Source organism: Miltoncostaea oceani (genome assembly GCF_018141545.1).
GTDB classification, from domain to species: Bacteria; Actinomycetota; Thermoleophilia; order Miltoncostaeales; family Miltoncostaeaceae; genus Miltoncostaea; species Miltoncostaea oceani.
This window is the reverse complement of sequence record NZ_CP064357.1, coordinates 413,167-427,414: the sequence shown is the minus strand read 5'-3', so window position 1 is coordinate 427,414 and position 14,248 is coordinate 413,167. Positions and strand designations below refer to the sequence as shown.

At 69.1% G+C, this 14,248-nt stretch carries 10 protein-coding genes; 6 read left to right on the top strand and 4 right to left on the bottom strand.

Annotated elements, in window-relative coordinates; all coding sequences use genetic code 11:
• Nucleotides 1-196 precede the first annotated feature (196 nt).
• The 3 genes from IU369_RS21050 to IU369_RS21040 all read left to right on the top strand — a co-directional run bounded on the left by IU369_RS21050 (nt 197) and on the right by IU369_RS21040 (nt 5,724).
• A complete protein-coding gene (locus IU369_RS21050; protein WP_217924416.1) occupies nt 197-2,311 on the top strand; it encodes a DNA gyrase/topoisomerase IV subunit B in 2,115 nt (704 codons plus the stop codon).
• Nucleotides 2,311-4,899: a DNA gyrase subunit A gene (locus IU369_RS21045; RefSeq protein ID WP_217924415.1), complete on the top strand. Its 2,589-nt coding sequence runs from the start codon at nt 2,311-2,313 to the stop codon at nt 4,897-4,899. Before IU369_RS21050 ends, IU369_RS21045 begins: the two co-directional genes overlap by 1 nt.
• 75 nt (nt 4,900-4,974) lie before the next feature.
• Nucleotides 4,975-5,724: a hypothetical protein gene (locus IU369_RS21040; RefSeq protein ID WP_217924414.1), complete on the top strand. Its 750-nt coding sequence runs from the start codon at nt 4,975-4,977 to the stop codon at nt 5,722-5,724.
• Between the two features lie 56 nt (nt 5,725-5,780).
• Here IU369_RS21040 and IU369_RS21035 read toward each other — a convergent pair whose 3' ends face one another.
• Nucleotides 5,781-6,041, bottom strand: coding sequence for a hypothetical protein (locus IU369_RS21035; protein WP_217924413.1), 261 nt, complete (start codon nt 6,039-6,041; stop codon nt 5,781-5,783).
• Nucleotides 6,042-6,469: 428 nt separating this feature from the next.
• Between IU369_RS21035 and IU369_RS23460 the strand changes: the two genes are divergently transcribed.
• The gene (locus IU369_RS23460; protein WP_281426269.1) at nt 6,470-6,688 is read left to right on the top strand and encodes a PASTA domain-containing protein; all 219 of its coding nucleotides are present in this window, start codon (nt 6,470-6,472) and stop codon (nt 6,686-6,688) included.
• 12 nt (nt 6,689-6,700) lie between these two features.
• On the opposite strand, the gene IU369_RS21025 is transcribed toward IU369_RS23460, so the two are convergent.
• The 3 genes from IU369_RS21025 to IU369_RS21015 are packed head-to-tail and all read right to left on the bottom strand — an operon-like array spanning nt 6,701 to nt 10,839.
• Nucleotides 6,701-8,008 (bottom strand): T6SS phospholipase effector Tle1-like catalytic domain-containing protein, encoded by a 1,308-nt coding sequence (locus tag IU369_RS21025; protein WP_217924411.1) that lies wholly within the window; start codon nt 8,006-8,008, stop codon nt 6,701-6,703.
• Nucleotides 8,009-8,015: 7 nt separating this feature from the next.
• Entirely contained in the window at nt 8,016-9,140 is a 1,125-nt protein-coding gene (locus IU369_RS21020) for a ComEC/Rec2 family competence protein (RefSeq protein WP_217924410.1), read from the bottom strand.
• 7 nt (nt 9,141-9,147) lie between these two features.
• Entirely contained in the window at nt 9,148-10,839 is a 1,692-nt protein-coding gene (locus IU369_RS21015) for a S8 family peptidase (RefSeq protein WP_246551682.1), read from the bottom strand.
• 647 nt (nt 10,840-11,486) lie between these two features.
• Between IU369_RS21015 and IU369_RS21010 the strand changes: the two genes are divergently transcribed.
• Nucleotides 11,487-12,329, top strand: a complete 843-nt coding sequence (locus tag IU369_RS21010; protein WP_217924408.1) for a hypothetical protein — start codon at nt 11,487-11,489, stop codon at nt 12,327-12,329.
• Nucleotides 12,330-12,425: 96 nt separating this feature from the next.
• Nucleotides 12,426-14,138 (top strand): hypothetical protein, encoded by a 1,713-nt coding sequence (locus IU369_RS21005; protein WP_217924407.1) that lies wholly within the window; start codon nt 12,426-12,428, stop codon nt 14,136-14,138.
• Nucleotides 14,139-14,248 lie beyond the last annotated feature (110 nt).

Below are 14,248 nucleotides of genomic sequence, written 5' to 3'. Positions count from 1 at the left end.
GAGACTCAGCTCGAGCATGTGAGTCGCGAGGTCGACGGCGACTGTCATCGCCCGGCGCCACCTCCTCACCGATGTCAGCGCCGCGAAGCGATGCCGTCTGCGGAACCGACTGTGGCGGCGTGAGGCGTGTCCGTCCCATCCCGGTCGGTCGCAGTAGGGGAACTCCGGGCGAGTGCGTCGAGGCGGCCATACAGTCGTGGGCGCCTTCGCTCCGCCGGAGCAAGACATCGAGCAGGACGGCCGAGATGCCTTGGTACAGTCGGCTCGAGAACGCGCGACGACCCCGGAGAAACCGACCGCCTTGACCAAGCCGAAGAGCACGCCCGAGCCGTCAGAGGACTACGGCGCCGATGAGATCACCGTCCTCGAGGGACTCGATCCCGTCCGTGTCCGACCGGGCATGTACATCGGCTCGACGACCTCGCGCGGTCTCCATCACCTGATCTGGGAGATCGTCGACAACGCCGTCGACGAGGCACTCGCCGGACACTGCACCGAGATCACCGTCACCCTCGGTGAGGACAACACACTCGAGGTCACTGACAACGGCCGCGGCATCCCCGTCGCCACTCACACCAAGAGCGGCGAGTCGGCGCTCGACCTGGTCTTCACCAAGCTCCACGCCGGCGGCAAGTTCGGCGGAGGGGGCTACAAGGTGTCCGGTGGCCTCCACGGCGTCGGCGCCTCGGTCACCAACGCCCTCTCGGAGTGGCTGCGGGTCGAGGTGCGCCGCGACGGGCACGCCTGGACCGCCGCCTACGCCCGCGGCAAGTCCACCCAGGCCGTCACCCAGGGCCGCAAGCTGAAGAAGGGCGAGGGCACCGGGACCACCGTCTCGTGGCTCTTCGACTCGACCATCTTCGACTCGGACGTGCGCTACAGCGCCTCCACGATCGAGCAGCGACTGCGCGAGAAGAGCTACCTCGTGCGCGGCCTGCGCTTCGTGCTGCAGATCCCGGGCAAGCCCCAGCAGGTCTTCGTCTCCAAGAACGGCATCGCCGACCTGATCGCCGAGATGAACGCCGAGCGCGAGGCGATCCACCCGGGGATCCTGAACTTCTCCTCCGAGATCGACCCGGTCGAGCGCGAGGCGATCGACGAGGCCGCCGCGGCGATCCCGGTCGAGATCGCCCTCCAGTGGACCAAGTCGGCGGACGAGCGGATCTTCTCCTTCGCCAACGTCGTCCCGACTGGCGACGGCAGCACCCACGTCTCAGGCCTGCGGCGCGCCGTGACGCGCGCCGTCAGCGCCTTCGCCTACTCCGAGGGCAAGCTCAAGAAGGACAAGAAGGAGGCCTTTGACGGTCGCGACATCTTCGAGGGGCTCACCGCCGCGGTCACTGTCAAGATCGAGAACCCGCAGTTCGAAGGCCAGACCAAGGGCCGGCTGAACAACCCCGAGGGCCAGACCGCCGTCGCGACCTACGCCTACGCGGTCCTCAGCGCCTGGCTGTCCGACAAGGCGAACGCCAAGCAGGCCAAGGCCATCCTCGAGCGGTGCCTGCTCGCCCGCGAGATCCGCCTGGCCAAGGGCAAGATCTCCAAGAAGCTGCGCGACAACGCGACCAGCATCTTCAGCGACTCGAACCTGCCCGGCAAGCTGGCCGACTGCCTCGAGACGCGCCCGGTCGAGGAGCGGGAGCTGTTCATCGTCGAGGGAGACTCCGCGATGGGGTCGGCCAAGGCCGCCCGCGACGCCGCCTATCAGGCGATCATGCCGATCCGAGGCAAGGTGCTGAACGTGCTCGGCGCCAAGAACGGGCGCGCCTTCGACAACGTCGAGATCGAGGGCATCCTCACCGCTCTCGGCGGCCGTAAGGACGTGATCGGCCGGGCGGTCGTGGCCACTCTCGAGCCGCAGATGCGCCGCTACGGCAAGGTCGTGATCCTCGCGGACGCCGACGTCGACGGCGCGCACATCACCAACCTGCTCCTGACCATGTTCTCGGAGCTGTTCCCGCAGATGATCGCCGAGGGGCGCATCTTCATCGCGAACCCCCCGCTCTACCGGATCAACCTCGACTCGCGTGGGGAGAAGTTCGTCTATGCGCTCACAGACCAGGAACGCGCCGACCTTGTGAAGAAGCACAAGCGAAGCGGTGACGACGTCTCGCGCTTCAAGGGACTGGGCGAGATGAACGCCTCGGACCTGGCGCGGACGACGCTGGATCCAGAGACCCGCTCGCTGCTCCAGGTGACCGTGGAGGATCCGACTGAGGCCGCTGACACCCTGAACCTGATCATGGGCTCACGGCCCGAACCGCGACGACTCTGGCTCGAGGACATCGGCCTGAACGACGAGGTCGCCTGATGAGCGATGAGACAACCCCTATGAGCGACGACATGCCCGACACCGACATCACCCTCACAGACGACCTCGAGGCGCCCCCGCCCGAGACCAACGGCGACGAGCAGGCCGAACTGGTCCACTTCCCGTGGGACGGGGCCACCGCCGAGATCTCCGAGGCGATGAAGTCGCGTGGCCACGCCTACGGGTCGTATGTGAACCTCCACCGCGCCCTGCCGGCGATCGACGGTCTGAAGCCCGTCCAGCGGCGGATCATCTTCGCGATGAACGCCCTCGGGGTGCGCAACGACCGGGCCTTCAAGAAGTCCGCCCTCACCGTCGGGGCGGTGATCGGCCGGTTCCATCCTCATGGCGACAGTGCCGTCTATGACGCGATGGTCCGCATGGCCCAGGACTTCCAGAGCACCACGCCGATGATCGAGGGCCAGGGCAACTGGGGCTCCCTTGACGGCGACCCGGCGGCCGCCCAGCGGTACACCGAGTCCCGTCTGTCGGCGATCGCCTCCGAGTTCCTGTCGGACCTGAGGCCCGAGGTCGTCCCCTACCGGCCGAACTTCTCCGAGACCGAGGACGAGGCGGCGCTGCTGCCGGTCACGTTCCCGACCCTCCTCACCATGGGCCAGTCCGGCATCGGCTGGGCCATGGGCTGCTCGATCCCCACCCACAACATGGCTGAGGTGATCGACGCCGCCGTCTATCTGGCCGAGCACCCCGAGGCGACGCTCAAGCAGATCATGAAGCGGCTGCCCGGCCCGGACTTCCCCGGCGGCGGCGTGATCGTCAACCCCGAGAAGCTCGAGGGCTGCTACGAGACCGGGCAGGGCACGATCCAGGTCCAGGGCCGCTTCCACCTCGAGAACCTGCCGGGCAACCGCCAGGCAGTGATCGTGACCGAGCTCCCCTACCAGGTGGGCCCGTCGCAGCTCGTGTCCCAGATCGTCAAGGGCGCCCGCGACGGCAAGATCACCGAGATCACCGAGATGCCGAAGGACATCGCCGACAAGGGCCAGCCGGCCCGGGTGATGATCGCCTGCAAGCGCGGCGGCAACGTCCAGAAGCTGATCGCGGACCTGCTGCGCTTCACGAGCCTGCGCGACAGCTCCTCCTTCAACATGAACGTGGTCGTCGACGGCAAGCCGAAGGTCCTCGGGCTGCTGGAGATCCTCGGCCGCTTCAACGACTTCCGCCACGGCGTCATCACCAAGCGCCTGGAGCACGAGCGCAGCGTCCTCGAGCGCGACCTCCACCGCCTGCTCGGGCTGCTCGCGGCTCTCGACATGATCGACCTGGTCGTCAAGATCATCCGCGGCTCCGACGATGACGATGACGCGAAGACCAAGCTCATCGCCAAGCTGCGCTACACCCCGCACGGCGCCAAGAAGGCCCTGCCGATCGATGACCAGCAGGCCCAGTGGATCATCGACATGCCGCTCAAGCGCCTGTCGAAGCTCAACAACGACAGCCTGCGCGCGGACGCCGAGACCAAGGCGGCCCGGATCGACGTGATCACCGGGATCCTGACCTCCGAGTCGGGTGTCCGCGAGATCATGGTCACCGAGCTCAAGGAGACCAAGCGCAAGTTCGGATCTCCCCGCAAGACGGTCTTCTCCGACGGGGATCTCAACGCCCCCTCGGCTGACGGGGCCGCAGAGGCGACCTCAGGCGCCGGCGCGGTCGGCCTCGCCGTCCACTCGGGGCCGGCGACCGACATCACCCTCTACGCGGCATCGAACGGCTTCGCCGTCGCCGTCGCCCGCTCATCGAAGGTGCCGAACACGGCTCCGATCACCATGTCGGACTCGGCACGTCTGGTCGCCGCGATCGAGAGCCGCACCGACGTGCCGCTCGTGGTGGTCACCGAGCGCGGCACCGCGTTCCGCGTCCAGGTGCCGGCCCTCGAGAGCCGAAAGACCAAGGGAGTGGCCCTCGTCGGGCTCGAGCGTGGCGACGGGGTCGCGACGGTCATCGCCGACGGCTCCACCCACACCCACGCGCTGATCGTGACCGAGAAGGGTCTGATCAAGCGGATCGACTGGGCGATGCTCGCCGGCTCGCACGCCGGCGGCGTCCCCTGCATGAAGGTCCCGGACGGGGACCGGATCATCGCCGTCGTCGGCCACGCAGAGGGCGACGAGGTCATCATGGCCAGCGCCAACGGCCAGGCACTGCGGATCGAGACCTCCAAGTTGCGGCCCGTCGCCACCGGATCCGCGGGTGGCGTCGCCGGGATGGGCCTGAAGGGCGCCGACCGGGTCGTGTCCGCCTGCCTCGACCACGGGGAGGACCTGCTGACCGTCCACGCCCAGGGCTTCGCGAAGAAGGTCCCGATGACCGAGTACCCGGCCAAGGGCCGCGGCGGCGGCGGTGTGGCCTCCTCGGATCCGAAGAAGCCGACCCGCGACCCCGCCGGGGAGGTGGCCTTCTCGGCGCCCTCCATCGAGGGGGCGAGCGTCGTCTTCTACTCCGAGCGTGGGCAGGTCTTCAGCCTGGATCCGGCGGCGCTTGCGCCGGTCGGCCGCGCCGTGGTCGCAAAGCGGGCCATCGAAGTCGGCCCGGGCGATGCCCTGGCCGGCGTCTGCGTCGCGTTCTAGGCCCTGCTGGGCCGAGCGCGCCGCGGATCGGCGGAGTGAGCTGCAGCGATGACGGTCGGTCCTATGTTCCGTGGCATGGGACAGGACATCCACGCCGCGCTGCAGGCCCCCGGTGAAGCGACGCTCGAGGCCGGTTCCATACGGCGCGACCACGCTCTCTTCGACCTCGTCATGGGCTGGGGCGAGACAGACGAGGGGCACGCACCTCGAGGCATCCCGTCATGGCTCAGCTCCCGAATGTGTGAGCTGATCCTCGACCCGGGTTCCGTTGACGCTCCCGATGGCACAGAGGCTCGCGCGAGGCTGAGCGGGGTCCACGAGCCGGCTGCTGGTTGGCAGAGCAATCCGGACTTGCACAGCTTCACCTGGATGGATCCCGCGGAGGCCGAGCGGATCCATGGGCTCTGGGCCGGTGGCATCGACTACGGCCCCACGCACTGCCGGGTGGCGGGCTACGAACTCGTCCGGCGGACCGATGATCCCGAGCGCGCCGCGCAGTGGCTGGCCCTCTGCGGCCCTGAGGTGGAGATTCCCTGGTTCGAGGGTTGGATGGACCTTCCCGGCCCGCGCGTCACGAGTGTCGATGAGCTCCGCCGGCTCCTGATCGCGGACCTCCTGCCCGTCTCAGAGGTCGAGGGGCTCGCCTCCCTGCTTCGACGGACCGGGCGCCTGGACCTGACCCGGCATGCTCACCGGGCTCCGTCGATGGGAGACCAGTGGCAGCGGCGTGGGCCGCACCCGATCCTGTCACCGATCATCGACCGGATGCGGGAACTCGAGCGGCGCGGTCGACGGCCACAACTGGTCTTCTGGTTCGACAACTGACCTCCGCGAGCCGTGGGCCGGAGGACGCCCGACGCACTCGCACGGGGAGCGAGACCCTACTTGCAGAGCCAGTCGAGTTCCTGCCCATCGATCAAGCCACGGTCGTAGGCGGTCTCCGCGCAGGACGACGTTACCCAGGTCGGATTCGTCGCCGTGCCGAGCGCCGCCATCAGCTCCGCGTGCTCGGAGCTCGCGTTGTCGCGGGCCGCGGCGAGGAGAGCCTCGTCCTCGAGCGCGCGGATCATGAAGATGCCGTCCTTCGCCGCCGGCGAGTGGAAGCGGAACTCGTCCTGCACCGCTGAGATCTGCTCGCCCATGTGATCGGCTCCCGTGTCGTGACCTTCCCAGATCAAGATAGGCCGCCGCGGCCCACCTGCAGGCGCCCACCTAGACGGTTGTCGGCGCAGTCTGGTCCTACGGGTGAGAGGCAGCGCCAGGGGGCTCGGTTAGGTTCTCGGAGACAGACTTCTGTGTTCGAGCTGGAGGAAGCATGCTTCGCCCGACCCCCCGACTCGCCGTCCTTCTGGCATGCATCCTCGGTGCGGTCGCGCTGACCGGATGCGCCTCCTCGGAGGACGTCGGTTCCGCTCAGCCCGAGCCAGCGCCCGCGCCTGTCACGGTGACCGAGACACAGACGGTCGTCTCTCCCCCTCCGACTCCCCCGGACCCGCCGGCCACCCCGCCGTCTGACCCGGCGCCCGCCCCCGCGGCCGACCCGGCGCCGCCCTCACAGGACTCAGGCGGGATCCGGGTCCCGAACGTCGTTGGTAAGGACCACCAGCTCGCCCAGGACACGATGCAGGCCGCTGGGCTCTACAACCTGACCGAGGAGGACGCCACCGGCCAGGGGCGCAATCTGATCTGGGATCGCAACTGGGTCGTTGTCTCCCAGAGCCCGGCGCCCGGCTCCCGCGTCAGCGAGGACACCACGATCGTGCTCCGCTCCAAGCAGGACGACGAGTAGGCGAACCGGACCTCAGGCGCGCCGGGCCGCCTCGATCCGCTCGAGGACATCCGGTGGCAGATCCGGGTGCTTCGGGTCCAGTTTGAGCTGATCGATGTAGGCGGGGAGGTCCGGTTGCCGCGCCAGGTGGTCGATCACGTTCTGGGGACGGTAGGGCTCATCCGTATCGGTCAGATCCGTCGGGTCCAGTTGCATGCGGCGGATGACCGACTTGTCGAGTTTCTGGCCGGCGGCCACGGCCTGGTCGGCCTTGAGCAGCTGCCGCCGGCCCTTGCCGAAGCGGAGTCGAGCCGCATCTCCGATCTTGTACCAGACCGTCTCTGACTGGTTCACCGGGTGGCCGGACCAGGGCCGGTAGAACCCGAGGTACTCCTGATCGAAGGCGATCCCGTCTTTGAGGGCGGCGACCTCCTTGAGCATCCACTCGAGCGCGAGGTTCCCGAGGCCGTCCTCGGTGTAGCCACCGCCGATGTTGACGTGAGCGCCGGGGAACCACCGTTGCTCGATCGTCTGGTGCGGATGCGCGGCGCGCCAGATCTCCGGGCGGAAGTCGAACCGGCGCTCGTCGATCGCCAGGGCCTGGCGGGCGTGGGCCACACAGGTCGCCGGGCGCTCGCCCGCATAGAACGCCTGGGCTTTACCTGAGGTCGCGCTCCCACGGGCGAGTGCCCGGAACCCGAGCGCCATCACCGTGTCGAAGACCCCGAGGAGGCGCACGTTGACCGGCGCGAGCCGCAGCCGTTTCTCCTCCGGCTTGTCCTTATTGATGGCATCGAGCTCTGTGGAGATCTTCGTGGTGGCGCGGGATCGGACGAACTCGCGGAAGAGTCGTGGCAGGTAGTAGGAGTCGTCCTTGGTGGGGAGCCCTCCCGCCCATTCGATGAATCGGGTCACCGCCCGGGAGGTCGCGGCGCCGCGGCTGAAGCCGAAGATGAAGACCTCGTCGCCCTTCTCGAGGTTGAGCGCGAGGAAGTGGAGGGCGCTCTCGGCGTTCTCTTCGAAGCCGGCGCCGTGGATGCCGCCGAGGAAGCGGTCGGTGCGACGCAGGAGCTGGTTCGCGAAGCCCGGGTAGCTCGCGAGGCCGCCGACCCCGACGTCGTAGTAGGTGATCTGCGTGCGGCCGCTGACCGGGTCTACCGGCAGGACGGCCCGGCAGAGCTTCAGGACGTTGCTCGGCTTGAGGACGGTGTGGCCGTCGAGGCGCTGGGTCTCCTTGAAGGCGTTGTTCCAGGTCCCGTCAAGCCCGATCACGATCCGCCGGCCCGGGCGCGCCTTCGGCGTTTTCGGTGCGGCTTCGGCCGCCGGGGGCGTCGTGGTCATCGCATCCTCAGATCGTCAGGGGGTCGCCGAGATCGATGCGTAGCGAGAGCGCGTCCGAATCACGGAACCGCATCTCCCACGTGCGGTCCGGATGCGCCTCGAGGTAGGCCTCGAGGCGGGGGCCGAGTCCCTTGCGTCCGGTGCGGTTCGTCAGCCAGATGGTGAACTTGTCGTCCTTGGGGCGCGAGGCGAGCAGCATCGTGAGGGTCTCATCCTCGGGATTGCCATGGGCGCCGTCGGCGGAGATGACGTAGTGGCGCGCCTGGATTCGATCGAAGAAGTCCTGATCGACGTTGTGCTCACTGCCGTGGTGGGGGAGCTTCAGGATGTCGACACTCAGAGTCCGGCGCCGACCTTTGAGGAGGCCGGCCCTCTCAAGGCCCTCGAGGACGTGGTCGCCTCGGGCGTCGCCTGTCAGCAGGATCCGTTTACCTTCGAACTCCACCAGGCAGACGATGCTCGAGAGGTTCGGGATCGAATCGTCGAGGTAGGCGGCGACCTCGGCGTCCTCGTCCCGCGGCACCTCGCGCTCCCACTGCTCGCGTAGCGCGGCGAGCTCCTCCTGGTCGGGGCCGATGACGGTCAGGGTCGGCCCGTCCGGCAGCGGGAGGGTGTGGCCGCTCGCGATCACGCCGGCCTGGTTCGCCGGCAACAGGAACTCAAGGTCGTCGGCGAGCCTCTGGCCCTGGGGCACGCTCGCGATCACGGCGGAGACGTCTTCCCTCGTTGCCCTCGGGACTGGCCTACTGGTGCTGGCTGCCGAGGCGAGCCGGCTCAGGCTGGCGGGCCCTGAGACGTCGCCGATCATCGCCTCCAGGCTGTTGTGCCAGAACCGCCGGAGGACGTAGGGAGGCGGCCGCTGATCCCGCTTTGCCTCGGTGAGGACGCGGGTGAGGTCAAGCAGCCCGGCGATGTGATCGGCGTCGATGTGGCTGACCATGCCGAGGTCGATCTCCACAGCGGCATCGGCCACCGCCGGGCGGAGCTCCTCGAGGCGCGGTGCGAGTACCCGCCTGAAGGTACCGGGCGGGCCGCCGTCGATCAGCATCAGCCCCGTCGGCTCGTCTGGCCCGTAGTGGATGAGCAGGCAGTCGCCCTCCTTGGCCTGGAGCGCCTCGAGCGTGAAGATCATCGTCGCCTCAGATCGCCTGGAGGGCACGGAGGACATCAAGGGCACCGGCGCCCTGGAAGTCGCGCCGCCGCCCGAGGTCGGTGCAGCTGTCCATGAGGACCTGCTTGATCCGCGCCGGATCCCCGATCAGCTCGGGGTATCGCGCCATGAGGAGCGCCGCGGCCCCACTGACATGGGGGGCCGCCTGGCTGGTCCCGTCGAGCTCCTTGGCGGCTCCGTCAGGGACCGGAGCGGTGATCTTCTCCCCGGGGGCGACAAGATCCGGTTTCGAGCGGCCATCCCCTGTCGGCCCGCGACTGGAGAAGAACGAGACGCCGTAGGCGTGCGGCTGGTGGCGGTGCGTCGAGCCGACGGTGATCACCCCCTCGGCGTTGCCCGGATCGGTGATGCTCAGGGCGCGGAAGCCCTCCACCTCGTTGTCGAGGTGGTTCTGGAAGCGCCCATAGCCGTAGTTGCCGGCGGCTGCCACAACCACCGTGCCGGCGGAGACCACGCGATTGCTCTCGTCGCAGACTGGGGTCCGCCCGCAGGCGTAGTTCGCGACGGCATGGTGGAGCGACATGCTCAGGTTGACGCCGTGGACCACGACGTAGTCCTGCCGGGCGTTCAGATGACGGACGAACTGGAGGGCGGAGAGCACGGTGAACTCATCGGCCTTCCCGTCGTCGTCGAAGACGCGCAGGTCATAGACCTCGACCCCCGGCGCGACTCCCCGAAGGTCCGGGCCGTTGGGGCGGCCCTTCTCGCCGGCGCGCCAGTCGCCGGTCAGGATGCCGGCCACATGGGTGCCGTGCTCGTTTACCGGGGGTCGGTAACCGGGCCCGTGCGGGACCTCCAGGAGCCTCGCGAGCCGGTTCCAGTCCACCGGCGCCCCCTGCGCCAGTTCGCTCCGCATCGCGGCGATCTCGGGGCCGTCATCCGGGTTCGGGGATGTGGGAATCGCCCGCAGACGCGTGAAGTCGTAGGTCGCGCGGATCCGGGTGCGATCCAGGGGACGCGATCCCGGGCCGAGGCTCTTCGGTTTTCCTGAAGCCTCCCGGCGGCGGAAGGCAGGGTGGGTGGCGTCGATCCCCGAGTCGATGATCGCCCAGCGGATCGGGCTGCAGTCGACCTCGAACAGCCGATCGACCGCGTCGGCTTTGACGGTCAGCCGCGAACGGTCGAGGGAGGTGCTCGCAAGCCGGTTGCGATCCACGCGCCACAGCGACGGCAGGATCGGCTCGTTGTCGTCCCGCCCATCCCTGGGCTGCGTGGGTTTCGCATCCGCCTCGCGCAGGAGGTCCAACCCCCCGGTGGGTCCGGGGCGCGGAAGCGTTGACTTGGAGCGCGTGGCGATCGCCTCGATGATCCGGATCAGCCACAGCGCGTCCGAACGCCATCCCTCCCTCTCAAAGCCACAGGGCGTGTGAGGGGCCTTGAGAAGCTCCCTGCGGAGTTCGGGCATCGTCTTCAGCAAAGGGGCGATCCTCTTTCGCCACCACGGAGTGAGCGGCAGGGCGTCCACGATGAGGGATTCGAGCGTGAGCCGGGCGACGACCGAGCTTCCGTTGTGCATCAGGTGCGCCGGCGGCGCCTGAGCCCCCAGCCGGCGGTGGAGGTGGTCGGTGAGGACACAGGCTCCGGCGTCGAAGTGCGGGGTCAGGATCAGGTCCTGTGGGGTGTCGGGCTCCTCGGCGAACTGGATCCAGACGTCCGGCATCACCGGGGAGTCCTGGGTGAACCTCCGCCTCGGATGGACGCCGAAGACGATGTTCCGGAACTTCAGATCGGGGATGCTCCGCTCCCGCGGCAGCGACGAGCCGGCGGACTCATCCACCTCGGGCACTCCGTCGGGATCGTGCGGGCGGCGGGGTGGGCGGCGGGGTGCGCGCCTCAGGTGAGGCCTCGGGCGGACCGACGATGTCGGCGTCCGGGCGGGAGTGAGGGCGTCGATGCGCTGCGCGCGCCATGGAGCAGGCCCCTTTCGGCCAACGGGGGTCGCCGCGATGCGTCGGATGAGAGGCCTGGCAACGTGGTCAGACTCACGGTCTCCCTGCGCGTCAGGATAGGCAACCAGGGTGTCGTCTGTAAACACCCACTCGCGTCCCTCTACCCCACCGTCAGAGATCGCTCCCGACTTACAGCGTGAGCGGCCGCCCCACTGAGACCGCGCCGAATGCGGCCCCAGCAGGCTCAGCCGGTTACCGCAGGGGCGGCGCGTACCTTCTTGGCTTCGCGGACACGGGAGTCCGCGGACGAGGGCCCTTCTCCGATGGGAGGATCCTGCGACCTGGCCGGCGGATCGGAGAGGCTCCACCCATGACCGATGGTGCCGATGGCTCGTGCTCCCTCCTCGAATGGTCCTGCGTGGCCAAGGGGCCGGACCCCGCCGGCAACGAGGACCGGGTGATCCTCGGCCCCGGCTGGTTCGGAGTCGTCGACGGGGCCACCGACAAGAGCGGGATGCGATACGGCGGCAGGAGCTCAGGGGTCATCGCCGCTGAGGCGGTCGCGGAGTGCCTCGCGCAGGCACCCGGCGATCGAGAGCCGGGCCTGCTTGTCTCGGATATGACGGATGCGCTCGCCGAGCGGCTGGAGAGGTTCGGGGCAGATCCCAACGCGCCGACGCGGCCCGCCGCGGTGGTCGTGTGTTTCTCCCCCAGCCAGCGTCTGCTGCTGCGCGTCGGCGACTGCGCCTACCACTGGGCCGGATCGCCGAACGCACCGCAGAAGCTGATCGACCGCATCAACGCCGAGGCGCGCGCGGCTCTGCTCCAAGCATTGATCGCAGGCGGCGCGGATCACGGGGAGCTCCGGGCCTCGGACCCCGGCCGGCAGATGATCATGCCCCTCCTACGAGAGCAGGGGAACTTCCAGAACCACCTCGACCACCCACTCGGTTTCGGGGCGATCGACGGCCGGCCGGTTCCGGACCGCTACGTCGAGGTGACACAGCTCGAGGGGACCGGCGATCTTGTGCTCGCCTCAGACGGCTATCCGACGCTACTCCCGGAGCTCGCGGCATCAGAGCAGGCGCTGGCGCGCGCCCTCGGGGAGGACCCTTTGCGGATCGGAACGCTGCGTGGGACGAAGGGCATCGCCCCGGGCGCGGCATCCTTTGACGACCGGAGCTACCTCCGCCTGCGGCTGAGAGCCGAAGGGGGCGCCACCGGCCACGAAAGTCCCGCGACGCCGGGGGGCCGGCCCTAGCATCCGGGCGTGCCCCGCGGACGAGCCTCACGCCGGCTGGCCGGCGGTGCCGCAAGCCGCGCCGCGGGTCATGACCGGTGGGCCGCTGTGGTGGCGATGGACGAGATCGAAACCGCAGCCGAGGCCGAATGCCGGGCGCAGTTCCTGCGTGAGTCAGCCGACACGGACGTCAGTACTGGCTCCAGGCAGGACGAGCTGTTCAACGCTGTCCTTGCGGGGATCGCCAGTCGCGATGGCGCGACCATCCTGAAAGCGGCTTCTCTTCTCAGCATGCTCGATCAGGAGGCCGAGAACGCTCAGAGGGACATCCGGGGGGATCTCGGCTGGCCCGAGCCGCTGAAGGCGAAGACCCGCTGCGCCCAGTATGGGCTCCCCGTCGGGACTCCAGGGCTCGTCGAGCTCGAGAAGAAGCTGTCCCAGGCCAGGAACAACTACGCCGACGCCCGGGCGGTGATCGCGTCAATGGGCGACGTCCCAGAAAGCGGACCCGTCCAGCTCAGCTGGAGCACGCTGCATCAACAAGCCCCCAGGCCGACCTCACACGCCCTCGAGGAGATGACGGGACTGCGTCGGCGCCTCATGACCGAGGGGGTCGATCCGGCGGTTCAGGAGCGCCTGCTTGCGCGGGATACGGACTCGGTGCGCTCCCTGGTCTCAGAGCTCGCCCGGCGGGTCCCGATGGGGAAGCCGAGCGAATACGAGGGGATCACCCATGAGGAGCTCACCGTCCTCGGTGCCCTCGCAACCGACTACTCCCTCAACAACCGGACTCACGCCCCGACCCAGAACTTGCTCCACGGACTCTCCCGGGAGATGGCGGTCCGTCGCTTCCACCGCTTCGCCGCTCGCAGGAGGCTCGGCCAGGAGGCGGTCGAGCTGGAGCCTGAGCCCATCAAGGCCGCGGTCTCGGACCGGCTGCCGCTCTGCCACCGCCCGGCCGATGCGCGCGCCCAGGCGCGCGGGCTGATCCGCGACGCCGACCGGTTCGGCGTCACCAACATCGCGGCGCAGGGGATCTGCGTCTCGGTCGCCGTCCACGAGGCGACCTTCGCGGACCTCGTGCGCGAGGACCCCGATCTCGAGCTCGGAGTCCTGAGGCTCCGGGCGGATGACGAAGTGGGAAGCACCGTCGCGGCGGATCGGCCGCGCCCCGGCCTCGGCCGCGCGGACCACGACCTCCTTCTCGGGGTCGCCCGCGGGCACGCGGTGGTCGACGGCACAGAGGTCGAGGTCCGCTACCTGATGGATCTCGGGGAGAGCACCGCCTCGACGCCGGAGGACCTTCTCGCGGAGGCCGAGCTTCATCCTCACTGGCCGTCGTGGCGCTCACCAGAGAGTCATCTGGTGGAGGACGCCTGGAGCTCCATGTCGGTGCGATCCACGCCGCCCGGCGCGGACCAGCCGCGCTACTGGCGGCGCCCCCTCGAGTTGCTCGGCCCCGATGAGTGCGATCACCCCGGCGGCAGCTGGCGGCCGATCCGTGGCGCCGAGGGCGACTGCCCGGACACCTTCGGTCTCTCCTGCGAGACCTGCCTTCGCCGCAGGATCGCGGTCGAGCCCGTCCACCGCTTCCCCGAGCGGTCGATCGCAGGGCTCCTCGATTTCGATGAGGCGGCCTACCTGCGCCAGGAACGCGTGCACGCGTTCCTGCGCCACGACGACCGGCCCTTCGAAGGCCTCGATGAGCTCCGGGCACGCGATGGGGTCATCGACCCGAGCCCGGCACGCTATGCCAGCACCCCCGCGCCCGACTCGACCCCCCAGTCACCGCGAAGCGTCAGCGCCATCATGATGAGCCGTCGCCGCTAGGCAGGGACCGAGTCAGGTCGCTCCGGGATCCCGTCGTATCTTGGTTCCAGTCCCCGCGGCGGTCCGTCGCGATCGGGGCCAGCACCTCACCCCCACCCTTCCCGTGAGCT